General features: G+C 54.7%; 18 protein-coding genes and 1 pseudogene. 6 read left to right on the top strand and 13 right to left on the bottom strand.

The annotated features are described in order from the left end of the window. The first annotated feature begins 205 nt into the window (after window positions 1-205). Together bigA and N7E69_RS06480 are read left to right on the top strand one after the other, a co-directional pair. On the top strand, window positions 206-5986 hold the full coding sequence (gene bigA, locus N7E69_RS06475) for an autotransporter adhesin BigA (RefSeq protein ID WP_077906646.1): 5781 nt from the start codon (window positions 206-208) through the stop codon (window positions 5984-5986). 192 nt (window positions 5987-6178) lie between these two features. Beyond that, window positions 6179-6349, top strand: coding sequence for a YhfL family protein (locus N7E69_RS06480; RefSeq protein WP_000472323.1), 171 nt, complete (start codon window positions 6179-6181; stop codon window positions 6347-6349). A gap of 144 nt (window positions 6350-6493) precedes the next feature. Here the strand turns inward: N7E69_RS06480 and trpS are convergent, their stop codons facing one another. The 12 genes and pseudogenes from trpS to N7E69_RS06540 form a co-directional block, all read right to left on the bottom strand. Further along, window positions 6494-7498 (bottom strand): tryptophan--tRNA ligase, encoded by a 1005-nt coding sequence (trpS, locus tag N7E69_RS06485; RefSeq protein WP_000165562.1) that lies wholly within the window; start codon window positions 7496-7498, stop codon window positions 6494-6496. Beyond that, window positions 7491-8249, bottom strand: a complete 759-nt coding sequence (gph, locus tag N7E69_RS06490; RefSeq protein ID WP_000359649.1) for a phosphoglycolate phosphatase — start codon at window positions 8247-8249, stop codon at window positions 7491-7493. The genes trpS and gph overlap by 8 nt, the downstream gene beginning before the upstream one ends. Beyond that, window positions 8242-8919: a ribulose-phosphate 3-epimerase gene (rpe, locus tag N7E69_RS06495; protein WP_000816284.1), complete on the bottom strand. Its 678-nt coding sequence runs from the start codon at window positions 8917-8919 to the stop codon at window positions 8242-8244. The genes gph and rpe overlap by 8 nt, the downstream gene beginning before the upstream one ends. Window positions 8920-8936: 17 nt before the next feature. Continuing rightward, complete coding sequence (dam, locus tag N7E69_RS06500; protein WP_000742132.1) at window positions 8937-9773, bottom strand: adenine-specific DNA-methyltransferase; 837 nt, start codon at window positions 9771-9773, stop codon at window positions 8937-8939. 180 nt (window positions 9774-9953) lie between these two features. Beyond that, complete coding sequence (gene damX / locus N7E69_RS06505) at window positions 9954-11231, bottom strand: cell division protein DamX (RefSeq protein ID WP_000343146.1); 1278 nt, start codon at window positions 11229-11231, stop codon at window positions 9954-9956. A gap of 97 nt (window positions 11232-11328) precedes the next feature. Then, window positions 11329-12417, bottom strand: coding sequence for a 3-dehydroquinate synthase (gene aroB, locus N7E69_RS06510; RefSeq protein ID WP_000439824.1), 1089 nt, complete (start codon window positions 12415-12417; stop codon window positions 11329-11331). Between the two features lie 56 nt (window positions 12418-12473). After that, window positions 12474-12995 (bottom strand): shikimate kinase AroK, encoded by a 522-nt coding sequence (gene aroK / locus N7E69_RS06515; protein WP_000818621.1) that lies wholly within the window; start codon window positions 12993-12995, stop codon window positions 12474-12476. A 464-nt stretch (window positions 12996-13459) separates the two neighbouring features. After that, window positions 13460-14699 (bottom strand): annotated as a pseudogene (gene hofQ / locus N7E69_RS06520) (DNA uptake porin HofQ). Further along, complete coding sequence (locus N7E69_RS06525; protein ID WP_000648133.1) at window positions 14614-15015, bottom strand: DUF2531 family protein; 402 nt, start codon at window positions 15013-15015, stop codon at window positions 14614-14616. Before N7E69_RS06525 ends, hofQ begins: the two are co-directional and overlap by 86 nt. Continuing rightward, window positions 15005-15478 (bottom strand): hypothetical protein, encoded by a 474-nt coding sequence (locus N7E69_RS06530; RefSeq protein ID WP_000992493.1) that lies wholly within the window; start codon window positions 15476-15478, stop codon window positions 15005-15007. The genes N7E69_RS06525 and N7E69_RS06530 overlap by 11 nt, the downstream gene beginning before the upstream one ends. Then, the gene (locus N7E69_RS06535; RefSeq protein ID WP_108610891.1) at window positions 15462-16001 is read right to left on the bottom strand and encodes a PilN domain-containing protein; all 540 of its coding nucleotides are present in this window, start codon (window positions 15999-16001) and stop codon (window positions 15462-15464) included. Before N7E69_RS06535 ends, N7E69_RS06530 begins: the two co-directional genes overlap by 17 nt. Then, entirely contained in the window at window positions 16001-16780 is a 780-nt protein-coding gene (locus tag N7E69_RS06540; protein ID WP_000874747.1) for a hypothetical protein, read from the bottom strand. Before N7E69_RS06540 ends, N7E69_RS06535 begins: the two co-directional genes overlap by 1 nt. A gap of 120 nt (window positions 16781-16900) precedes the next feature. Here N7E69_RS06540 and mrcA point away from each other — a divergent pair, with 120 nt between their 5' ends. Continuing rightward, entirely contained in the window at window positions 16901-19453 is a 2553-nt protein-coding gene (mrcA, locus tag N7E69_RS06545) for a peptidoglycan glycosyltransferase/peptidoglycan DD-transpeptidase MrcA (protein ID WP_000673820.1), read from the top strand. Between the two features lie 95 nt (window positions 19454-19548). Here the strand turns inward: mrcA and nudE are convergent, their stop codons facing one another. Next, on the bottom strand, window positions 19549-20112 hold the full coding sequence (nudE, locus tag N7E69_RS06550; protein WP_000045725.1) for an ADP compounds hydrolase NudE: 564 nt from the start codon (window positions 20110-20112) through the stop codon (window positions 19549-19551). Between the two features lie 322 nt (window positions 20113-20434). On the opposite strand from nudE, the gene igaA reads away from it, so the two are divergent. From igaA to hslR, 3 genes are all read left to right on the top strand, one after another. Further along, window positions 20435-22567, top strand: coding sequence for an intracellular growth attenuator protein IgaA (gene igaA / locus N7E69_RS06555; RefSeq protein WP_000104101.1), 2133 nt, complete (start codon window positions 20435-20437; stop codon window positions 22565-22567). A gap of 64 nt (window positions 22568-22631) precedes the next feature. After that, the gene (gene yrfG, locus N7E69_RS06560) at window positions 22632-23300 is read left to right on the top strand and encodes a GMP/IMP nucleotidase (protein ID WP_001520508.1); all 669 of its coding nucleotides are present in this window, start codon (window positions 22632-22634) and stop codon (window positions 23298-23300) included. Between the two features lie 10 nt (window positions 23301-23310). After that, on the top strand, window positions 23311-23712 hold the full coding sequence (gene hslR, locus N7E69_RS06565) for a ribosome-associated heat shock protein Hsp15 (protein ID WP_000660723.1): 402 nt from the start codon (window positions 23311-23313) through the stop codon (window positions 23710-23712). The last annotated feature ends 14 nt before the right edge of the window (window positions 23713-23726 follow it).

Genomic DNA, 23726 nt, shown 5'->3' on the forward strand with positions numbered 1-23726 from the left:
ATTCTGCCTAAAAACCCTTTTACTCGTCAAATTCACCCCTTATTCATTCATACAATAAATAACACCGTTAAGCACTCAATTTGACCTGACCTGGTTATCGGGTGATAAAATAAACACTAAAGCATAATTTTTCTTCTGGCCATTTCATCATTGCCTGTACCGCTCTCTGCATATGTTTAGTACGCAAGGAAAATATTAATTAAGGATGAACCCTATGCAAAAGAAAAAACTTATTTCTATCGCTATCGCTTTAACGCTACAAAGTTATTACATTCCGGCCATCGCCGCAGAAAATAACGATGATGAAAAAGAATGTCCCAGTAATATCTCCTCCCTGCCTAAAGAAAAACGCGCAAAACTTTCACCGACCTGCCTTGCTACACCTGAAAATGATAATCACTGGGGCTGGGTTGCTGGCGGCGTTGCTGCACTGGTCGCAGGTGTGGCTATTGGCGTTGAAAATAACGGTGGCGGAGATTCTAATCATTCTTATACCCCCCCTACGCCCGATAATGGCGGCGATGACAATGTGATCCCGCCCGACGATAGCGGCGATGACGATGTAACCCCACCCGACGATAGCGGCGATGACGATGTAACCCCGCCCGACGATAGCGGCGATGACGATGTAACCCCGCCTGATGATAGCGGCGATGACGATGTAACCCCGCCCGACGATAGCGGCGATGACGATGTGACCCCGCCCGACGATAGCGGCGATGACGATGTGACCCCGCCTGACGATAGCGGCGATGACGATGTAACCCCGCCCGACGATAGCGGCGATGACGATGTGACCCCGCCCGATGATAGCGGCGATGACGATGTAACCCCGCCCGATGATAGCGGCGATGACGACGACACGCCCCCAGATGACTCTGTTATTACCTTCAGCAACGGCGTCACCATCGATAAAGGCAAAGACACCCTGACCTTCGACAGCTTCAAACTGGATAACGGCAGCGTTCTTGAGGGTGCCGTGTGGAATTATTCAGAACAGGACAACCAGTGGCAGCTCACCACCGCGGACGGTAAAACGCTGAACGTCACCGGCTGGGACGTGACCGACGCCAATGCCGCCGTGATTGAAGGCACCCAGGAAAACGGTCTCTACTGGAAGTACGACAGCCGGGGCTATCTGATTATTGCCGACGATAACACCACCGTTATCAGCGGCGATGACCAGGCGCATAATTCCGATCGCGGCATGGATATCAGCGGCCAGGATCGCACCGGCGTGATTATTTCCGGCGATAGAACCGTCAACACGCTCACCGGGGACTCCAGTGTGACCGACGGTGCCACCGGCATGGTTATCTCCGGTGACGGCACCACCAACACCATTTCGGGCCACTCCACGGTGGACAACGCCACCGGCGCGCTGATTTCCGGCAACGGCACCACCACCAATTTCGCCGGTGACATTGCCGTGAGCGGCGGCGGTACCGCCATCATCATCGACGGCGACAACGCCACGATTAAGAATACCGGTACCTCTAACATCAGCGGCGCAGGCTCCACCGGCACCGTCATTGACGGCAATAACGCCCGCGTCAACAATGACGGTGATATGACCATCACCGACGGCGGCACCGGCGGCCACATTACCGGCGACAACGTGGTTATCGATAACGCCGGGAGCACTACCGTCAGCGGCGCAGACGCCACGGCGCTGTATATCGAAGGCGACAACGCGCTCGTTATCAACGAAGGTAATCAGACTATCTCCGGCGGCGCCGTCGGTACGCGCATTGACGGCGACGACGCCCATACCACCAATACCGGTGATATCGCGGTGGATGGCGCGGGCTCTGCCGCCGTGATTATCAACGGCGACAACGGCAGCCTGACCCAGGCGGGCGATCTGCTGGTCACCGACGGCGCGATGGGCATCATCACCTACGGCACCGGAAATGAAGCAAAAAATACCGGCAACGCCACCGTGCGTGATGCGGACTCGGTGGGTTTTGTGGTTGCAGGCGAAAAAAACACCTTCAAAAACAAAGGGGATATTGACGTCAGCCTTAACGGCACCGGCGCGCTGGTGAGCGGCGATATGTCGCAGGTTACGCTGGATGGCGATATTAACGTTGTCTCAGTCCAGGACAGCGAAGGCGTGTTTAGCTCAGCGACAGGGGTGAGCGTGAGCGGCGACAGCAACGCCGTTGATATCACCGGCAACGTAAATATCAGCGCCGACTACGGGCAGGATGACCTGGCTGCCGGGGCTCCCCCGTTAACTGGCGTTGTCGTCGGCGGCAACGGCAATACCGTTACCCTTAATGGCGCGCTGAATATTGATGACAACGATCTGTCCGCCGCCAGCGGACAATACCTGGACGTTGTTGGCCTGAGCGTAACAGGTGATGATAACGACGTTGAGATTGACGGCGGTATTAATATCACCCACAGCGAGGATCCACTTGATGGAACCTCTGCAGACATTACCGGCATCAGCGTCAGCGGTAACAGTACCGTTACGCTAAACGGTCATTCTACCATTGATACCAACACGGTAGTGGGGGGGCACGTTGTACTGGCGCGGGTCAACAACGGCGGCTCCCTGATTCTGGGTGATGACTCAGTTGTTGACGTTAATGTCAGTTATATACCCACAGGCTATTACACCTACAACGCGTTGCTGATGGCTGATGGCGAAGGCACATCAATTGAAAATAAAGGCGATATTACAAGCCATGGCGTGTATTCCGTCATTCGCGCAGATAACGGCTCGGAAGTCAGCAACAGCGGAGATATTCTGGTCTACGCGACCAGTAGCAACAGTAGTGAGGATCGTGCAGCCATCACAAGGGCTAGTGGCGAGGGATCGGCTGTTCATAACAAAGCCGGCGGCGATATCACCCTCATTTCTGATCAGACGCCGCAGGGCAGTGGCGGTATTGAAGTATACCCATTGAAATGGTACACCCACACCTTTTACGCCATGATGGCTTCGGATTATGGCGATGTCGTTAACGATGAGGGCGCCACGATCCATTTGCAGGGGGCAGGTGTATATGGCGTTACCGCCAGCCGAGGTAAAGCACTAAACGAAGGCGATATCTATCTGGATGGCCTTGTCCCGACGCTGGACGATGAAAATAACATCACCAGCACCAGCTACTGGCAGCCATCATCGCTCTATCTCACCAGCTCAGGAATGGTGGCGGGTTCCACCGATGCCGATGGCGACGCCACCGCCATCAACACCGGCAACATTACCGTCAACAACGCCGGGTTCGGCATGATGGCGCTTAATGGCGGCACCGCCATTAACCAGGGCGTGATCACCCTGACCGCCGATGACGGCGTGACCGGTCAGGCAGACGAGCTGGTCGGGATGGCGGCGCTCAACGGCGGCGTCGTCATCAACGACACCAGCGGCGTGATTAACATCGACGCCGATTACGGCCAGGCGTTTCTGAGCGACAGTTCCAGCTACATCATCAATAACGGCTCTATCAACCTTAACGGCAGCCCGATGGATGATACTGATTCACACATGGGCGGCACGCCAACGGACAAAATCTGGATTCAGTCTCTGCCCGGCAGCGGCGACAGCGACACCAGGACCTCCGACACAGGTTTCTTCACCGCCGGTACGCTGGCCAACTACGGTACTGAAACCCTGAACGGCGATGTGGACGTTAACGGGGGCTGGCTGTACAACGAAGCGGGCGCCTCGCTCACCGTCAACGGCACCGTGACGATTAACGGCGGGGCTAACGCGCTGGCTAACTACGGGACGCTGGACGCGGACGCTATTTCCACCTGGCACAGCCTCTTTAATGAAGCGGACGGCAGCATCACCACCGATCTGTTAACCCTTAATGGCGACGTTACTTTTTACAATAACGGCGATTTCACCGGCTCCATAGCGGGCACCAGCTACCAGCAGGAAATCGTCAATACTGGCGATATGACGGTGGCGGAAGATGGCAAATCGCTGGTCAGCGGCAGCTTCTATTTCTATAACGAAGAGGACGCAACGCTTACCAACAGCGGCAGCGCGGTGGAAGGCGGCGAGAACACCATCATCAATCTGACGCGCGCCAACGATTCGCTGACCCAGGTGAACAGCGGCACCATCACCGCCACTAACGGTTACAGCGCCATCACCACGGCCAACGGCAGCAATGACCCCAAATGGATCTGGAACACCGCAACCGGCGTGATTAACGGTATTAACCCGGATGCGCCGCTAATCAATTTGGGCCGCGGCTATAACTTCGGCAACCAGGGCACTATCAACGTGCAGGGCGATAACGCCGTGGCGATTAGCGGCGGCACCAGCAGTTATGTCATTAACCTGGTCAATAGCGGCACCATCAACGTCGGTACCGTGCAGGGCAAGGAGGACGGCACCAACGGCACCGGGCTTATCGGCATCAAGGGCAACGGTAATGCCACCACCATAAACAACACCGCAGACGGCGTGATCAACGTTTACGCGGATGACTCGTATGCGTTTGGCGGCAAGACCAAAGCCATCATCAACAACGGCGAAATCAACCTGCTGTGCGACAGCGGCTGCGACATCTACGCGCCGGGTACTACGGGCACGCAGAACGACCATAACGGGACAGCGGACATCGTCATCCCGGATGCGACTACCGCCCCGACCGAGGGCAGCATCCCGACGCCGCCAGCGGATCCCAACGCGCCGCAGCAGCTCTCCAACTATATTGTTGGCACCAACGCCGACGGTAGCTCCGGTACGCTGAAAGCCAATAACCTGGTGATTGGCGACAACGTGAAGGTGGATACCGGCTTTACCAGCGGTACGGCGGATACCACCGTGGTGGTGGATAACGCCTTCACCGGCAGCAATATCCAGGGCGCGGACAACATCACTTCCACCAGCGTGGTGTGGAACGCCCAGGGTAGCCAGGATGCCGACGGCAACGTTGACGTCACCATGACCAAAAACGCCTATGCCGATGTGGCCACCGACAGCTCGGTAAGCGACGTGGCGAGTGCGCTGGACGCCGGTTACACCAACAACGAGCTGTACACCAGCCTTAATGTGGGGACTACCGCCGAGCTGAACAGCGCACTGAAGCAGGTGAGCGGTGCTCAAGCCACCACGGTATTCCGTGAAGCCCGGGTGTTAAGCAACCGCTTTACCATGCTGGCCGACGCCGCGCCGCAGATCAAAGATGGCCTGGCGTTTAACGTCGTAGCGAAAGGCGACCCGCGCGCGGAGCTGGGCAACGACACCCAGTACGACATGCTGGCATTACGCCAGACGTTGGATCTCACCGCCAGCCAGAATCTGACGCTGGAGTATGGTATTGCGCGTCTGGATGGCGACGGTTCGAAAACCGCGGGCGATAACGGCCTGACCGGCGGCTACAGTCAGTTCTTTGGTCTGAAGCACAGCATGGCGTTTGATGAAGGTCTGGCGTGGAACAACAGCCTGCGCTATGACGTACATAACCTCGACAGCAGCCGTTCTGTCGCCTATGGCGATGTCAATAAAATTGCCGATTCCGACATGCGTCAGCAGTACCTTGAGTTTCGCAGTGAAGGGGCGAAAACTTTCACCATGATGAGTGATACGCTGAAAGTCACGCCGTATGCCGGAGTGAAATTCCGTCACACCATGGAAGATGGCTACAAAGAGCGCAGCGCCGGAGATTTTAACCTGTCCATGAACTCTGGCAACGAAACGGCGGTAGACTCTATTGTCGGCCTGAAGCTGGATTACGCCGGGAAAGACGGCTGGAGCGCCACAGCTACCCTGGAAGGCGGCCCGAACCTGAGCTACAGCAAGAGCCAGCGTACAGCGTCATTACAGGGTGCGGCGGGTCAATCGTTCGGCGTGGATGACGGTCAAAAAGGCGGCGGCATTAATGGCCTGGCAACCATCGGCGTGAAATACAGCAGCAATGATACCGCGCTACATCTGGATGCCTACCAGTGGAAGGAAGACGGTATCAGCGATAAAGGCTTTATGCTTAACGTTAAGAAAACATTTCGTTAAATAAACGACATTATATAACACTAATAAAGGCCGCTTATTATTAATCGGCCTTTTTAAATCATATCATCTGGTAAAGATAAAGTCCTTATTTGGACTACCTGTATAGTTTAATAATTGCTATCGTACTATACGCTAAATAGATCTTATATTTATTCCATCAGTAGTGCTCGTTTTATCAACAAGGATTTTGAAATGTTTAAATTTGTAAAAATTGCCGTTGTGGCAGGGGTTCTGGCGACGCTCACTGCTTGTACTGGTCATATCGAAAACAAAAAAAATAACTGCAGCTACGATTATTTGCTGCACCCTGCAATTTCTATTTCTAAAATTATTGGCGGTTGCGGCCCGGCTGCCGATCAATAATAGAAACGACTGCGCAGATACAAAAAAACCGGGATTTTCCCGGTTTTTTTACAGGTCTGATAAACGGTACTGCGCAGATGCCTTGTCCAACTTACGCTCGTTGGTAGGCCCGATAAGCCAGCGCCATCGGGCAAGAAATTACCGTTACGGTTTCGCCACAAAGCCAATGGCTTCGTAAACGGCTTTCAGCGTTTCGGCCGCACGTGCGCTGGCTTTTTCCGCCCCGTCTTTCATCACCTTCTGTAAGAACGCTTCGTCGTTGCGGAAACGGTGATAGCGCTCCTGCAACTCAGACAGCATTCCGGAAACCGCCTCCGCCACTTCGCCTTTCAAATGGCCATACATTTTACCTTCAAACTGTTTTTCCAGTTCAGGAATGCTCTGACCGGTCACGGCGGAAAGGATATCCAGCAGGTTAGAGACACCCGCTTTCTCTTTCACATCATAACGCACTACCGGCGGCTCGTCGGAGTCAGTGACCGCACGTTTGATTTTCTTCACTACCGATTTCGGATCTTCCAGCAGGCCGATCACGTTATTACGGTTATCGTCCGATTTGGACATTTTCTTTGTCGGCTCCAGCAGCGACATCACTCGCGCGCCGGATTTTGGAATAAACGGTTCCGGTACTTTGAAAATATCGCCATACAGCCCGTTAAAACGCTGGGCGATATCGCGGCTCAGTTCCAGATGCTGCTTCTGATCTTCGCCTACCGGCACCAGATTGGTTTGGTACAACAGGATGTCTGCCGCCATCAACACCGGGTAATCAAACAGGCCGGCGTTAATGTTTTCCGCATAGCGCGCAGATTTATCTTTAAACTGCGTCATACGGCTCAGCTCGCCGAAATAGGTATAGCAGTTCAGCGCCCAGCCAAGCTGCGCATGTTCCGGCACATGGGACTGAACGAAAATAGTGCTCTTTTCAGGATCAATACCACATGCCAGGTACAGCGCCAGCGTATCCAGCGTCGCTTTACGTAGCTGCTGCGCGTCCTGACGCACGGTAATAGCATGTTGGTCTACGATGCAGTAGATGCAATGATAGTCATCCTGCATGTTTACCCACTGACGCAATGCCCCCATATAGTTGCCAATGGTCAATTCACCTGAGGGCTGTGCGCCACTAAAAACGATGGGCTTAGTCATTTTTTATTTCCTGGTTATCGCTATGCGGAAGCCCAAGTGCGGGCAAAAGATCGTTAAAACTGTCATAAATGACGTCCGGCTCGCTAAGAGCGATCGCTTCGCCATAATTGTAGCCGTATGTCAGGCCAACCGAAGGGCAGCCCGCCGCTTTTGCAGCCTGAATATCATTACGCGAATCGCCGACAAAAAGCATCTGCTCCGGCATCATGCCCAGCCGGCTTGCCACCAGCAACAGCGGCTCCGGATGCGGCTTCTTATTTTGCACATCATCGCCGCCGATAACCACACTAAAGTATTTGGCGATATCAAGCGATTCCAGCAACGGCGCGACGAACGGCGTCGGCTTATTCGTCACCAGACCTAATGACAATCCGCTGGCGTGCAGCGCGCCCAGCGTGTCGGCGACATGCGGAAATAAAAAAGTGCCCTCTTCCGCCACTTCGCCATAATACCTGTCGAACAGTTTACGCAGAATGCGTACCTGTTCCTCGGCAGGAATATCTTCATCAACGGGCGGTTTCCCCATCGTCTTACGCAGCGTGGCGCGCTCCTCGCGAGCCCAGGCCAGCGCGCGTTCCATCAATACGTCTGCGCCGTTACCAATCCAGGTAATCACGCGCTCCTCGCCCGCGACCGGCAGTTCCAGCGCATACAGCGCCATATCCACCGCCGCGGCAAGACCCGGCGCGCTATCCACCAGCGTACCGTCAAGATCAAAGGCGACGCCCCGAATATTCTGTAACTTATCCATGAGTTACCTTTGCCAGCTCACTGCGCATTTCATCAATTACTTTTTTGTAGTCGGGTTTATCGAAAATTGCCGACCCCGCAACAAACATGTCCGCACCTGCTGCGGCGATCTCGCCGATATTGTTCACCTTCACGCCGCCGTCCACTTCCAGGCGAATGTCGTAACCGGACGCATCAATGCGGCGACGCACTTCGCGCAGTTTATCCAGCGTCTGCGGAATAAAAGACTGGCCGCCGAAGCCTGGGTTCACGGACATCAGCAGGATCACATCCAGTTTGTCCATGACGTAATCGAGATAACTGAGCGGCGTTGCCGGGTTGAATACCAGCCCCGCTTTACAGCCGTGTTCTTTAATCAGCTGTAGCGTGCGGTCAACATGTTCGGAGGCTTCCGGGTGAAAGGTAATGATGCTCGCGCCAGCGGCGGCAAAGTCGGGCACGATACGGTCGACTGGCTTGACCATCAGGTGGACATCAATAGGCGCGGTAATACCGTACTGACGCAGGGATTTCAGCACCATCGGGCCGATAGTCAGGTTCGGCACATAGTGATTATCCATGACGTCAAAGTGTACAACATCAGCACCGGCAGCCAGCGCTTTGGCGGTGTCTTCACCCAGGCGAGCAAAATCAGCCGACAGAATTGAGGGGGCAATCAAATACTGTTTCATCCGCTTCTCCTTGAGAATTATTTTCTTGCAGGCGTTGCGACTCCTGGTTGGTACAGAGCCAGCAGTTCGTCCACCTTTTTACGTGTGCCGCCGTTGCTGCTTATACTGCGTCTAACTTTGACGACATGCAATTTTGCGAGTTGATACCACTCGCGTGTGAGCGCCGTATCATGGTTGGAAATGAGCACCGGTATCCGGTTACTGACCAGATTCTCAGCGATTTCCGCCAGATGCGCTTGTTGCGTCAGGCTAAAACTATTGGTGTGATACGCTGTGAAGTTAGCCGTGGCGGACAACGGCGCATAAGGCGGATCGCAATAGACCACCGACGACTTGTCCGCACGCGCCATACTGTCTGCGTATGACTCACAGTAAAAGAACGCATTCTGCGCTTTTTCTGCAAAGTGGTACAACTCCGCTTCCGGGAAGTAAGGTCTTTTATAACGACCAAACGGTACATTAAATTCCCCGCGTAAGTTATAGCGACAGAGTCCGTTATAACCGTAGCGGTTCAGATATAAAAACAGTACCGCCCGACGAAAGGGGTCCTGGCAGGTGTTGAACTCCTCGCGGAGTTGGTAATAGACCTCAGCCTGGTTAGTTTCAGGCATAAACAGCTCGCGCGAAGCCTGTACATACTCGTCAGTACGTAACTTCACGATGTTATAGAGGCTAATAAGGTCGCTGTTGATATCGGCGAGGATATAACGAGAAAAGTCGGTGTTAAGAAACACCGATCCGGCACCCACAAAAGGTTCGACAAGGCACTCGCCTTTTGGCAAATGTCGTTTGATATCATCAAGCAGAGGGTATTTTCCCCCTGCCCACTTCAAAAAAGCGCGATTTTTTTTCATGCTGACTAACTAATTACACCTTCTCCGGCTGTGGAGAAAGCTCCGACAGCATCCTGCGCTTTAGGCTGTGCCGCGTTGCTTTACGGCGCATTTGACGGTAGCAAATGCGCCCCTCGCGCCTGTCCTGAACAAAAATAGCTGTCAGCGACACTCACAGGCAATTGCAGGACACAGCCTGGATTATTTCAGATCGGCCTGAACCTGATGCAACGGTTTTGCCCACGGGTTTTTCGCCTGCACATCGGCAGGTAAGGTGGACACCGCACGTTTAGCATCTTCTTTCGAAGCATACATCCCCGTTACCAGCACATACCACGGTTGTCCATTACGCGTCGTCTCGTATACCACATAATTTTTCAGGTTCTCTTTCTTCGCCCAACCGTTCAGGTTGTCGTAATTTGAAGAACTACTGAGCTGCAATGTGTAGTGGCTGGATGGCGCGCTCTTTAACGCGCCAACGTTGCCGGCGCTTTTCCCGCCGCCTGCGACAGGCGTCGTCGAGGCTTGCGCTGGCTTCGCGGTTTGTACCGGCGCAGCGCTTGCCGTCGCTGTCGGCGCAGCCGTCGTGGTGGTCGCTTTCGGCGTCGCGGCTGGCGCTGCCGGTTCCGTACGTTTCACTGGCGCGACCGGTTTCTTCGGTTCCGCAGTCGTGGTTTTCGCCGTGGTCTGCGGTTTCTTAGGTTCAATGACGGCCTGTTTATGTTCCGGACGCGTGGTATGACGCTCGGTAGGTTCGCTAACCGCCGCCTGACGCGTCGTGCTGCCATTGCGAACTGGCGCGACGGTTGCAGGCTCTGTCGGCAACGTAGAGTTCACCGCAACATTGTTCATCTGCTCTGGATTCTGCGTCAGCGCATTATTCAGATCGCCCTGTACTTCCACGCGCTGCTGACCGTCAGCGACCACAGGTGACTGTCCCTGCGTCGGCGTTGAAGAAATCGGCGGCAACGAAATATCCTGCGACGTATTGCCCGCGGTTTGTTCTGCGGAGGTGGCGCCCGGCGCAGGCTGGGTCGCATTCGCCTGATCGGCGGCGTTACCGGAAAGATCGATACTCTTTTCGCCAGAGGCCGACGGCTCGCTGGAAGACGTTGAGGGGGCTTTCAGCGCGGAGCCGATACCGATAATCAACAGCAGCAGCACCAGTACGCCAACGCCCATCATCATGTATTGACGAGAGGCTGGCTTATGGGCCGCTTTTTTACGCTTACGTGGACGGCGTTCAACACGCTCTTCGTCCACCGTATCGTCTTCATCGGATTCGTACTCTTCTTCAACTTCAGGTTCTTCACTACGCGCTTTACGCGTACGCGTCGGACGGCGATCGTCGGCATCCAGATCAACGTCATCAAAGTTGATCTGCGGCTCATTATCGCGTTCTGAAGATTGACGAGAACGACCAGTACGACGATCGCTGGGATCGGGTTTCAGCTCGTCTTCTGGTTTGAATTCATCCATTTAACACCCCACTCAAAGGTTAATGCTTACGACATTGCACATAACCTGAAGCTAAAAGACTGACATCTACGCAATATCAGTCTGACCTTTCTTGTTGTTACGCCTGCTGACAGTCAGCAATCGCGCTAAGAACGACTTCGTGCGACACTCCGCCGCGCACTTCACTTTTCCCTATGGCCAGCGGAAGCACTAAACGCAGCTCCCCCGCTAACACTTTTTTATCTCGCAGCATGTGCGGCAAATAGTCCTGCGCGGACATCTCGCAAGGGCCATTGACTGGCAACCCGGCCCGTTCGAGTAGAGCGATGATGCGCTGCGTATCAGCAGAACTAAACTGCCCCAAACGCTCGGATGCGCGCGCAGCCATCACTATACCTGCGGCAACGGCTTCACCATGTAACCAATTGCCATATCCCATTTCCGCTTCAATGGCGTGGCCAAAGGTATGTCCAAGATTCAGTAAAGCACGTAAGCCCGCTTCACGCTCGTCGGCGGCAACAACTTCGGCTTTCAGCTCGCAACAACGACGAATACAGTACGCCATCGCCGGGCCGTCCAGACGCAATAGCGCATCCAGATTACCCTCAAGCCAGGTGAAGAAGTCTGCGTCGAGTATAATGCCGTATTTGATCACCTCTGCCAGTCCCGATGCCAGTTCGCGTGCGGGAAGCGTTTTCAGGCAATCAAGATCGACAACCACAGAAGCGGGTTGGTAAAACGCGCCAATCATGTTTTTGCCAAGGGGATGGTTGACGGCGGTCTTCCCGCCCACGGAAGAATCAACCTGCGACAGTAAGGTAGTTGGCACCTGGATGAAACGAACGCCTCGCTGGTAGCTGGCCGCCGCAAAACCGGTAAGATCGCCAATCACGCCGCCGCCAAGCGCGACCAGCGTGGTATCACGACCATGCGGTTTTTTCAGTAACGCCGTAAACACCGTATCCAGCACCGTCAGGCTCTTATACTGCTCGCCGTCAGGAAGAATCACGCTGTCTACGTTAACGCCCGCCCGTTCGAGTACGCCGCGAACCTTGTCCAGATAAAGCGGCGCCAGGGTTTCGTTGGTCACTAACATGACCTGATCGCCTGATTTCAGCGGCAAGAATGAAGCTGGTTCGTTAAACAAACCAGCCGCGATGGTGATCGGGTAACTACGTTCCCCGAGAGTGACTGTAATCCTCTCCATGACGCGACATCCACCTTAGTTACTTGTGCCCGCTTACCCAGCGTATTCTGCTTGAATTAGTTGCTTTCCAGCATATGAATAATCTGGTTTGCCACAACCTTAGCGCTTTGATCGTCGGTGCGAATGGTGACGTCGGCAATCTCTTCGTACAGCGGATTGCGTTCGTTAGCCAGCGCTTCCAGAACTTCGCGAGGCGGTGCTTCAACCTGCAACAGCGGGCGTTTTTTATCACGCTGCGTGCGCGCCAGTTGTTTTTCGATGGTCGTTTCAAGGTAGACCACGACGCCACGCGCGGAGAGACGGTTACGCGTTTCACGCGATTTTACAGAGCCACCGCCGGTTGCCAGCACAATACCCTGTTTTTCCGTCAATTCGTTGATAACTTTTTCTTCACGATTACGGAAGCCGTCTTCACCTTCAACATCGAAGACCCAGCCCACATCAGCTCCGGTTCGTTTCTCAATCTCTTGATCAGAATCGTAAAATTCCATATTGAGTTGTTGAGCTAACTGGCGCCCAATAGTGCTTTTTCCGGCACCCATAGGCCCAACCAGAAAGATATTGCGTTTCTCTGCCATTTTTTCGGTACTACTAAGACTATTCGTTAATGGTAAACCCGCTTCACAGACACCCAGCGCAGCAGGACATGAACTGAAACCTCATAAGATATTGCGAGAGTCAGACTGAAAATTATCTCAATACTCAAGCGGGTTTGGCAACTGAATAAATCACCAAGCCTGATTGTTGCAAAACCCGAGTTAGCGTTGCCGAATGGCGACCAGAACAACATATCCGGCCTACAAATTGCTCTACTTTCAAACAATTGTGCGCAATCCGCAGAACCAATACGTCTGCATCAGCGGACATTCAGCCGTTTATCATCGGTCTTATGCACACCTTCGGCAAGGCAAAGCGCATTAATCAATGCGTAAGCAACGAAAAGCACGACTCTCAAATCGGTACTCCTTGTATGCTAAATACATCCGCACGTCAAATCCCGCAGATGCGTTCAGTGCAAAAACAGCGCTTTTTTATGCATAAATTATTCTGTCGCCACCAGTCTGGGGGTGATAAACACCACTAATTCGCGTCGCTCGTCCTCTTTGCCGTCATGGCGGAAGAGCTGACCAAGCCAGGGAATATCCCCCAACAGCGGCACGCTATCGCTACCCGATTTATTTTTTCGCGAAAAAAATACCGCCCAGCGCCAGCGTCTCGCCGCTTTTTACCTCTACCTGCGTTTCAATTTCCTGTTTATCTATCGCCAGCACTTCGCCGTCAGCCTGTTGTAGTACCTGACCGGGAACATTCTGGCTGATATGTAACTTCAGGCGGATGCGCCCTTTTTGCAAAACGGTGGGCGTCACCTCCATCCCCAGCACCGCTTCTTTAAATTCCACGGAGGTCGCGCCGCTTTCGCCGCTGGAAACCTGATAAGGAATTTCGCTGCCTTGCTTGATACTGGCTGGCTGCAGATGGGAAGCCAGCAGCCGGGGGCTGGCGATAATATCCAACTGCTGCTTTTGCTCCAGCGCTGACAGCTCCAGATCCAGCAAGCGTCCGTTAATGCGCCCGATGTTAAACCCGACGCGTGAGGTGGCGGCGGCGACAGATAAATCACTGGAAAGCGTCGTCACGTCACCCACCGAGCCCGCTTGCGTCGCGTCAGCCAGCGTCCACTTTACGCCCAGTTCCCGTAGACTCTTTTCGTTAATGGTAACGATATGCGCCGCCAGCTCCACCTGCGCCACCGGCAGATCCATTTGCGATACCCATTTTTCCAGCTCCGCAAGGGCCGCGCGGTTATCGCGCAACAGCATGCGGTTGGTGCGCTTATCTACCATGATGGTTCCCTTCGCGCTCAGGAGTTTCTCGCCCGCTTTCGCCAGTTCGGCGGCATCGGCGTATTGCAGGCTAATGCTGCGGTTTTCCAGCGGTAAATTAGCCTGAAGCCTTAACCGCTCGGCATCCTGCCGCGCACTGTGTTCTTTCTGCCAGGCCTGTGAATGAACATGGAGAATATTCCCCTCCTGACGCAGCACCAGCCCAGCGCTATTGACCACCGTCTGTAGCGCCTGTTTCCACGGCACATCCGTCAGATGTAGCGATAATGTCCCGCTGACGTCCGGCGACACCACCAGATTCTGCCGCTCCTGTTCGGCTAAAGTCTGCAAAACCTGCACCACAGGGACGTCGTCAACCACCAGCGTCACTTTCGCCGCTTTTCCCGCCTGCGCGGCGGGCATCAAGGCTATCAGTATTATGGCTATCCATCGCTTCATTGTCCGCTCCCTGACGTAGCCACCGCCACTGCGGCGGCGCACAATTTTTACCGGTCGTTAACGTTAAGGCTTCCGCCGTCAGGCGGACAATCGTCCAACCGTTTTCCAGCGTCTGCCCTTCTTCCACTCGTCGCCATTTTTGCTGACTATCTTTAAGAATGCCTGTCCATCGCTCGCCTTTACGCACCGCGCCCTGATACCGCCACTGCGAGAGTTCCGCTATCCGGCAGCGATCTTCCGGCGGGCGGAAGGGATCGTGCATTCCTGTCAACATCAGCAAACAAAAACAGAGCAATACACTGCGGCTAGCCTTCATTCGCCAGGCGCTCCAGTTGCAGCGTCATCAATAATTCCGCCCCCTCTTTACGCAATGAAAACCGACTTACGCTCATCTCGCTTTCGGCCAACCGGACAAACAGCGACGGCACCGCATCCCAGGACGTTTTCAGCGCCATTTCTCCCCCCTGCGCCGATGGCTGCCAGTGCAGCAAACGCAGGGGAGGCGCCTGGAAATCTAACGGCGAAAAAGGACGCGGATTTTCCACGGTGCGCCCGAACAGCGGTTCAGCCGCGACGCTCAGACGGCGCAGATGACGCCACTGTTGCCGGGCGGCCTCGCGCTGCTGGCTTAACCGCGTTTGTTGCGTATGCAGCGTCTTCCAGCCGGGATAGCCCACAGATAACGTGACCGTCAGCGTCAGGCACAGCACGCCTGCACACCAACCAAAAACCCGACCACGGCGCGACATCCCGTACCAGATATCAAAGAGCGCGTTCACGGGCGGCGCTCCTCGTTAACTGATAATGGAACTGCCAGCGCCCTTGCGCATCCTGCCGCGTGGCGCCCGTGCGGTTTAGCGGAAAACTGACATAGTGACGAAGCGATGTCTCAAGCGTAAGCAGGGCGTCAAACGTTCTCGCCAGCCCTTCCAGCTCTAGCGTCTCTTGCTGATAATTGAGGCTTGTCAGCCATGCCTGCTCTGGCAACAGGTTGGCAAGGTCAGTCAAGATAGATTGCCAGGCTTGCGTCAGTTCACGCTGCGCCTGACGTTGTAATCGCGCCTGTTGCTGTCGCTGACGCTGCTGCAACTGCGGTATGTTCGCCGCAAGCGCCGTCGTGCGTCCGTTTTCCGCCGTCAGTAGCAGTTCATTAATCCTCCCCTCCTGCCAAAAAACCAACCGGGCGATCGTCGCGAGGCTTGCTATCAGCAGCAGGGACGCGCCCCATACCACGCACCACAGCCGCAGACGCGTTACGTAATGTTGGCGCCGCCAGGGGAGCAAATTGACAGAATGCGCCATCAGCGTATCTCCCCTATGGCTAAACCCAGCGCAATCGCAAAGCGATAACCGTCCGGCGGAACCGGCGGTTGGCGGACGGTTACGGCGCGCCAGGGGTCGAATTCGCCTTCGGCGCATAACGAAATATGTTCCGGCACGACGGATAACGTCGCGGCAAGGTCATGCAGCGTCGTCGCCTCTCGCGCCGATTTACGCCCCCACGCATAGCGCGTCGCCCACAGCCACTGGCTCTCATCGCGCCAGACCAGACATTGCCGCCCCGAAGGTATAAACGGCAGCAAGCGCTGTAACGCGCAGGCATCGGGCGTTACAGCAGCGATGCGCACATTGAGCGTTTGCGCCAGCGTTAACAGCTCTGAAATTTCTTTGCTTTGCACGGCGGTAACGTTGAACGCAGGGCTTAGCGCATCGTCCTGAAAGTCGAAACGCAATAAGTCCGGATCCATATCCAGCTCACGCGCCATCGTTTGTGAAAGCCATGCGACTTGCTCACGTTCCCGCAGACGCATCGGCGGATGTGGAAAAGCGCGTTGCAATGTCCGATTTGCGGGAAAAGAGAGATAAATACGGTGACGTAGCGGCAGCTCGCGGCTCCAGGGTCGCAGTACGTGAGCCAGCGATTGCGGGTCAGGAATCGTACCCTCTGCCGTGGAGGCGTTCATTAGCGGCAGTCGCCACCAACGTTGCAGGGACCAGCCCGATGCGCCGCGAATAACGGCGATGGCCAGCGCTTCATGCTGCTGAATATGCAATCCTATTTGCCAGGTTTTAAAAGCCATAACGGTCGATCTCCTTATCACCCGTCGCGTTAACGGGTATATCAATGCGTCTGGCTTGCCTTTATACTACCGCGCGTTTGTTTATAAACTGCCCAAATGACACTAAATGGGAAATCTCCAGTGAAGTTCGTAAAGTATTTATTGATCCTTGCAGTATGTTGCATCCTGCTGGGAGCAGGCTCGATTTATGGCCTTTATCGCTATATTGAGCCACAGCTACCTGACGTCGCGACATTGAAAGATGTGCGTTTGCAAATTCCGATGCAGGTTTACAGCGCGGATGGCGAACTTATCGCGCAATATGGCGAAAAACGCCGTATTCCCGTTACGCTCGATCAAATTCCGCCGGAAATGATCAACGCCTTTATCGCCACCGAAGATAGCCGCTTTTATGAGCATCACGGCATTGACCCGGTAGGTATTTTCCGCGCGGCCAGCGTCGCGCTCTTCTCCGGTCACGCATCGCAGGGAGCAAGTACCATTACCCAGCAACTGGCGCGAAACTTCTTCCTTAGCCCCGAACGCACGCTGATGCGCAAGATCAAGGAAGCGTTTCTGGCGATTCGTATTGAGCAGTTGCTGAATAAAAATGAGATCCTCGAACTCTATCTGAACAAGATCTATCTCGGCTACCGCGCCTATGGCGTTGGCGCGGCGGCACAGGTCTACTTTGGTAAGACGGTTGACCAGCTTAGTCTAAGCGAAATGGCGGTTATCGCCGGGCTACCTAAAGCGCCTTCTACCTTTAACCCGCTCTACTCGATGGATCGGGCGGTGGCGCGCCGTAACGTAGTGCTTTCGCGAATGTTAAGCGAGGGATATATCACTCAGGCGCAGTACGATCAGGCACGTAGCGAACCTATCGACGCAAATTATCACGCGCCGGAAATCGCCTTCTCCGCGCCTTATCTGTCGGAAATGGTGCGCCAGGAAATGTATAACCGTTATGGCGAAAGCGCCTACGAAGATGGTTATCGTATTTACACGACCATCACCCGCAAAGTGCAGCAGGCCGCGCAACAGGCGGTGCGTAATAACGTGCTGGACTATGACATGCGCCACGGTTATCGCGGCCCGGCGAATGTGCTATGGAAAGTGGGCGAAACGGCGTGGGACAGTAAAAAAATTACCGATACGTTGAAAGCGTTACCGACCTACGGACCGCTGCTTCCCGCCGTGGTCACCAGCGCTAATCCGCAAGAGGCGACCGCTGCGCTTGCCGACGGTACGTCCGTTTCGCTACATATGGAAGGAATGCGTTGGGCGCGGCCTTACCGCTCGGATACACAGCAGGGGCCGACGCCGCGTAAAGTTACCGATGTCGTCCAGACAGGTCAGCAAATCTGGGTTCGTCAGGTGGATAACGACTGGTGGCTGGCGCAGGTACCGGAAGTGAACTCCGCGCTGGTTTCGCTTAACCCGCAAACAGGCGCGGTAATGGCGCTGGTCGGCGGTTTCGATTTTAATCAGAGTAAATTTAACCGCGCGACGCAAGCTTTGCGTCAGGTGGGGTCGAACATCAAACCGTTCCTCTACACCGCCGCAATGGATAAAGGGCTGACGCTCGCCAGTATGCTCAACGATGTGCCGATTTCCCGCTGGGACGCCGGGGCAGGTTCAGACTGGCGTCCGAAAAACTCCCCGCCGCAGTACGCCGGACCGATTCGTTTACGCCAGGGGCTGGGGCAGTCGAAAAACGTGGTGATGGTACGCGCCATGCGCGCCATGGGCGTCGACTATGCGGCGGAGTATCTGCAACGCTTCGGCTTCCCGGCGCAGAATATCGTGCATACCGAATCGCTGGCGCTGGGCTCCGCCTCCTTCACGCCGATGCAGGTTGCGCGCGGTTATGCGGTGATGGCGAACGGCGGTTTCCTGATCGACCCGTATTTCATCAGCAAGATTGAGAACGATCAGGGCGGCGTGATCTTCGAAGCGAAACCGAAAATCGCCTGCCCGGAGTGCGATATCCCGGTCATTTACGGCAATACGCAGAAATCTGACGTGCTGGAAAACACCAATGTGGAAGAGGTCGCGGTTTCGCAAGAGCAGCAAAACAGCGCCGTACCGATGCCTGAGCTGGAACAGGCAAACCAGGCGCTGGTCGCGCAAAACGGCACGCAGGAATACGCGCCGCATGTGATCAATACGCCGCTGGCGTTTCTGATCAAAAGCGCGCTGAACACCAATATCTTTGGCGAACCCGGCTGGATGGGTACCGGCTGGCGTGCGGCGCGCGACCTTAAACGTCGCGATATCGGCGGCAAAACCGGTACGACCAACAGCTCGAAAGACGCATGGTTCTCCGGCTATGGTCCTGGCGTCGTCACTTCCGTATGGATCGGCTTTGACGATCACCGCCGTGATTTAGGCCGCACCACCGCTTCCGGCGCGATCAAAGATCAAATCTCCGGCTATGAGGGCGGCGCGAAGAGCGCGCAACCTGCATGGGACGCCTATATGAAAGCCGTGCTGGAAGGCGTGCCGGAACAGCCGCTAACGCCGCCGCCGGGCATCGTCACGGTGAATATCGACCGCAGTACCGGACAACTGGCGAGCGGCGGTAACAGCCGTGAAGAGTATTTCATCGAAGGCACGCAGCCGACACAACAGGCGGTACACGAGGTGGGAACCACCATTATTGATAATGGTGAAACACACGAACTGTTCTGATCAAAAAAGGCGCTCCGGCGCCTTTTTTATTGTGTTTAGCGGATGACGGCGAACGGGGAGACAAACTTTCCGTTGGCTTGATCAACGCCGCGCCATCAGGCAATTCGGCCCTGCGCTTTCAACCACTCGCGTACCAGAAACAGCGCGCTGACGTTGCGGGCCTCGTTAAAATCGGGGTCTTCCAGCAGATCCATTAAATGCGCCAGCGGCCAGCGTACCTGCGGCAATGGCTCAGGCTCGTCGCCTTCCAGCGACTCCGGATAGAGATCTTCCGCCACCACGATATTCATTTTGCTGGAAAAATAAGAGGGCGCCATGCTGAGTTTTTTTAAGAAGGTCAGGTTATGCGCGCCAAACCCGACCTCTTCTTTGAGCTCCCGGTTCGCCGCTTCAAAAACGGTCTCGCCCGGGTCGATCAATCCTTTCGAGAAGCCCAGCTCATAGGATTCGGTTCCCACCGCATACTCACGAATAAGAATCAGATGCTCATCAACGATCGGCACAATCATTACCGCCTCACGGGTTGATGGTCGCATACGTTCATACACGCGACGCACGCCGTTGCTGAACTCCAGATCCACGCTTTCTACGTTAAACAGTCGGGATTGTGCGACGGTTTCCACTTTCAGAATGGTGGGTTTTTGTAATGATTTGCTCATTGTGAGAATCTTTGCAGTGTAATCTGTGGTCATTGTGCGACATACCGCACGGTTTCGGCAATGCGAATTGCCGTTTATTTACATTTATGTAACGTAATAAAAATTAATTCTTATTTCAAATTAAAAGTCAATAGGTTGAAATAACTCCAGGAATTTGCTGATATTCCGTTTTTGGTGGTATTGCTATGATTTGCCTTCACTGGGATGCGCTTTACAATGCTCAAGTTCAACTCCACGCTTGCCGATAGCCAACCACAGAAAAATGTTTATTGGACAGGGTGCGACTGACCACGCCTGACAGACTTAGTAAGATGGGGAAAGCATGAGCACCATTCTGATTTTTATAGCTGCTTTGCTGGCCTGCTCTCTACTGGCAATATGGCGGTTCCGGGTAAAGTCCAGACGAGGGAGTTTACCGTGGATCAGCGCCTTTCAGGACGCGCAAACGCGTAAACTGTTGCCCGAAGAGCGCAGCGCGGTAGAAAACTATCTCGATAACCTTAGCCAGATCCAGCAAGTTCCGGGGCCGACAGGCGCCAGTACTGCGCCCATCTCACTGACGCTGAATGCGGAAAGCAACAGTGTCGTGATACTGACTCACTCCATCACCCGCTACGGCATTACCACTGACGATCCTAATAAATGGCGCTACTACCTCGACTCCGTCGAAGTCCATCTGCCGCCTTTCTGGGAACAGTACATCAATGATGAAAACAACGTTGAGCTAATCCTCACGGATACGCTGCCGCTGGTGATCTCTTTAAACGGCCATACGCTGCAAGAGTATATGCAGGAGTCGCGTGGCTACGCGCTACAGAATACGGCCTCTACGCAGGCGTCGATTCGCGGCGAAGAGAGCGAGCAGATTGAGCTGTTGAATATCCGTCAGGAGACCCACGAAGAATATGCGCTCAGCCGCCCGGCTGGCTTGCGCGAAGCGTTGTTAATCGTCGCCTCCTTTTTGTTATTCTTTTTCTGTCTGATAACGCCAGACGTTTTTGTACCGTGGATGATAGGCGGCGCTATCCTGCTGCTGGCAGCCGGACTTTGGGGGCTTTTTGCGCCGCCGTCGAAAAGCGCGCTGCGGGAAATTCACTGTCTGCGGGGAACGCCCCGCCGCTGGGGACTGTTTGGGGAGAATAATCAGGAGCAGATTAACAATATCTCCCTGGGCATCATCGACCTTATTTACCCTGCCCACTGGCAACCTTACATTACGCAGGATCTTGGGCAACAAACGGATATTGATATTTACCTTGATCGCCATGTCGCCCGCCAGGGCCGTTTTTTATCCCTGCATGATGAAGTGAAAAACTTCCCGTTGCAGCACTGGTTACGCAGCACTGTTATTGCTATCGGTTCGCTGCTGGTGTTGTTTATGCTGCTGTTCTGGATCCCGCTGGATATGCCAATTAAGTTCACGCTATCGTGGATGAAAGGCGCGCAAACCATTGAAGCGACAACGGTAAAACAGCTTGAAAAAGCTGGCGTGCGGGTGGGCGATACGCTGCACCTGAGCGGCAAAGGAATGTGTAATATTCATTCCGGGGCGACCTGGAGCGGGCAGTCTAACTCACCGTTTATGCCGTTCGATTGCTCGCAAATCATCTGGAATGACGCGCCTGCGCTACCGCTGCCGGAATCAGACCTGGTGAATAAAGCGATGGCGCTAAGCCAGGCGGTAAATCGTCAGCTCCATCCAAAACCTGAAGACGACTCGCGCGTAAGCGCATCTTTACGCTCCGCGATACAAAAATCGGGCATGGTATTATTAGATGACTTTGGCGATATTGTTCTGAAAACCGCTGATTTGTGCGCGGCGGAAGACGAGTGCGTGCGACTGAAAAATGCGCTGGTTAATCTCGGTAACAGTAAGGACTGGAACGCGCTGGTGAAACGCGCGAACGCCGGCAAACTGGACGGCGTCAACGTGCTGCTACGCCCCGTAAGCGCAGAGTCGCTGGAAAATCTGGTCACGACCTCAACGGCGCCGTTTATTTCTCGCGAGACCGCGCGTGCCGCCCAGTCGCTGAATAGCCCCGCTCCCGGCGGATTCCTGATCGCCAGCGATGAAGGCAGCGAACTGGTTGATCAGGCCTGGCCGTCAACGCCGCTGTATGACTATCCCGCGCAGGAACAGTGGAGCGCCTTCCAGCGTCTGGCGCAAACGCTCATGCAGACGCCATTTAGCGCCGAGGGCATTGTCACCAGCGTGTATACCGATGCCAACGGCACGCAGCATATCAGCCTGCATCGTATCCCCGATAAATCCGGCTGGTGGCGTTACCTCGGCACCACGCTGCTGATGCTAGCAATGATAGTGAGCGCGGTCTACAACGGCCTTCAGGCGTTCAGACGTTATCAACGCCACCGTACCCGTATGGCGGACATCCAGGAATACTATGAAAGCTGCCTCAATCCCAGGTTAACCGTCTCTCCGGAAAATCTCATCTGATAGCGCCGCCGTGCGACAGGGTATGCTACCCTGTCGCGCAAATTGCGTTACCCTGGAGTTCCCCATGCATATTGATATTGACTGGCAAAACGTGGATACCGTTTTGCTGGATATGGACGGCACGCTGCTCGATCTCGCGTTCGATAACTATTTCTGGCAAAAGCTGGTACCGGAAACCTACGGCGCGCAGCAGGGTATTTCGCCGCAGGACGCGCAGGAATATATTCGCCAGCAGTATCATGCCGTACAGCATACGCTAAACTGGTACTGTCTGGATTACTGGAGCGAGCGTCTGGGTCTGGATATTTGCGCCATGACGACGGCGCAAGGGCCGCGCGCCGTTTTGCGCGACGATACCGTACCGTTTCTGAATGCGTTAAAAGCCAGCGGAAAACGTCGGATTCTGCTCACCAATGCGCATCCACATAACCTGGCGGTGAAGCTGGAGCATACCGGTCTGGCCTCACACCTTGATTTATTACTTTCCACCCACACATTTGGTTATCCCAAAGAGGATCAGCGGTTATGGCGCGCTGTCACTGAGGAAACGGGAATAAGCGCAGAGAAAACGCTGTTTATCGATGACAGCGAACCGATTCTCGACGCCGCCGCCCGGTTTGGTATTCGCTACTGTCTTGGCGTGACGAATCCCGATTCCGGCCTGGCGGAAAAGCACTATACGCGCCATCCGTCCCTGAACGACTACCGCCGTCTGATCCCCTCGCTGATGTGAAGGAGACGCCATGAAAGAAAAGTCTTCCGTTGAGGTCAGACTGGATAAATGGCTGTGGGCCGCGCGTTTTTATAAAACCCGCGCGATGGCCCGCGAGATGATTGAAGGCGGTAAGGTGCATTACAACGGCCAGCGCAGTAAGCCGAGCAAAATCGTCGAGCTGAACGCAACCCTTACCCTGCGTCAGGGAAATGACGAACGGACGGTGATAGTTAAAGCCATCACCGAACAGCGCCGTCCGGCCAGCGAAGCCGTCGCTCTGTATGAAGAGACGGCGGAAAGCGTGGAAAAACGCGAAAAAATGGCGCAGGCGCGCAAGCTTAACGCCCTGACCATGCCGCATCCGGACAGGCGACCGGACAAGAAAGAGCGCCGCGACCTGTTACGATTTAAACACGGCGACAGCGAATAACTGTCACCCGCAAG

This window comes from Salmonella sp. 3C (assembly GCF_025426275.1).
In the GTDB taxonomy this organism is placed as follows: Bacteria; Pseudomonadota; Gammaproteobacteria; order Enterobacterales; family Enterobacteriaceae; genus Salmonella; species Salmonella enterica.

What these genes read in the sequence shown, in the direction of transcription:
- bigA (WP_077906646.1), top strand. Translation starts at nt 206, where the DNA reads ATGAACCCTATGCAAAAGAAAAAACTTATTTCTATCGCTATCGCTTTA.
- aroB (WP_000439824.1), bottom strand. Translation starts at nt 12,417, where the DNA reads ATGGAGAGGATTACAGTCACTCTCGGGGAACGTAGTTACCCGATCACC.
- rpe (WP_000816284.1), bottom strand. Translation starts at nt 8,919, where the DNA reads ATGAAACAGTATTTGATTGCCCCCTCAATTCTGTCGGCTGATTTTGCT.
- hslR (WP_000660723.1), top strand. Translation starts at nt 23,311, where the DNA reads ATGAAAGAAAAGTCTTCCGTTGAGGTCAGACTGGATAAATGGCTGTGG.
- yrfG (WP_001520508.1), top strand. Translation starts at nt 22,632, where the DNA reads ATGCATATTGATATTGACTGGCAAAACGTGGATACCGTTTTGCTGGAT.
- damX (WP_000343146.1), bottom strand. Translation starts at nt 11,231, where the DNA reads ATGGATGAATTCAAACCAGAAGACGAGCTGAAACCCGATCCCAGCGAT.
- gph (WP_000359649.1), bottom strand. Translation starts at nt 8,249, where the DNA reads ATGGATAAGTTACAGAATATTCGGGGCGTCGCCTTTGATCTTGACGGT.
- N7E69_RS06525 (WP_000648133.1), bottom strand. Translation starts at nt 15,015, where the DNA reads ATGAAGGCTAGCCGCAGTGTATTGCTCTGTTTTTGTTTGCTGATGTTG.
- trpS (WP_000165562.1), bottom strand. Translation starts at nt 7,498, where the DNA reads ATGACTAAGCCCATCGTTTTTAGTGGCGCACAGCCCTCAGGTGAATTG.
- aroK (WP_000818621.1), bottom strand. Translation starts at nt 12,995, where the DNA reads ATGGCAGAGAAACGCAATATCTTTCTGGTTGGGCCTATGGGTGCCGGA.
- N7E69_RS06540 (WP_000874747.1), bottom strand. Translation starts at nt 16,780, where the DNA reads ATGGCTTTTAAAACCTGGCAAATAGGATTGCATATTCAGCAGCATGAA.
- N7E69_RS06480 (WP_000472323.1), top strand. Translation starts at nt 6,179, where the DNA reads ATGTTTAAATTTGTAAAAATTGCCGTTGTGGCAGGGGTTCTGGCGACG.
- N7E69_RS06535 (WP_108610891.1), bottom strand. Translation starts at nt 16,001, where the DNA reads ATGGCGCATTCTGTCAATTTGCTCCCCTGGCGGCGCCAACATTACGTA.
- igaA (WP_000104101.1), top strand. Translation starts at nt 20,435, where the DNA reads ATGAGCACCATTCTGATTTTTATAGCTGCTTTGCTGGCCTGCTCTCTA.
- dam (WP_000742132.1), bottom strand. Translation starts at nt 9,773, where the DNA reads ATGAAAAAAAATCGCGCTTTTTTGAAGTGGGCAGGGGGAAAATACCCT.
- nudE (WP_000045725.1), bottom strand. Translation starts at nt 20,112, where the DNA reads ATGAGCAAATCATTACAAAAACCCACCATTCTGAAAGTGGAAACCGTC.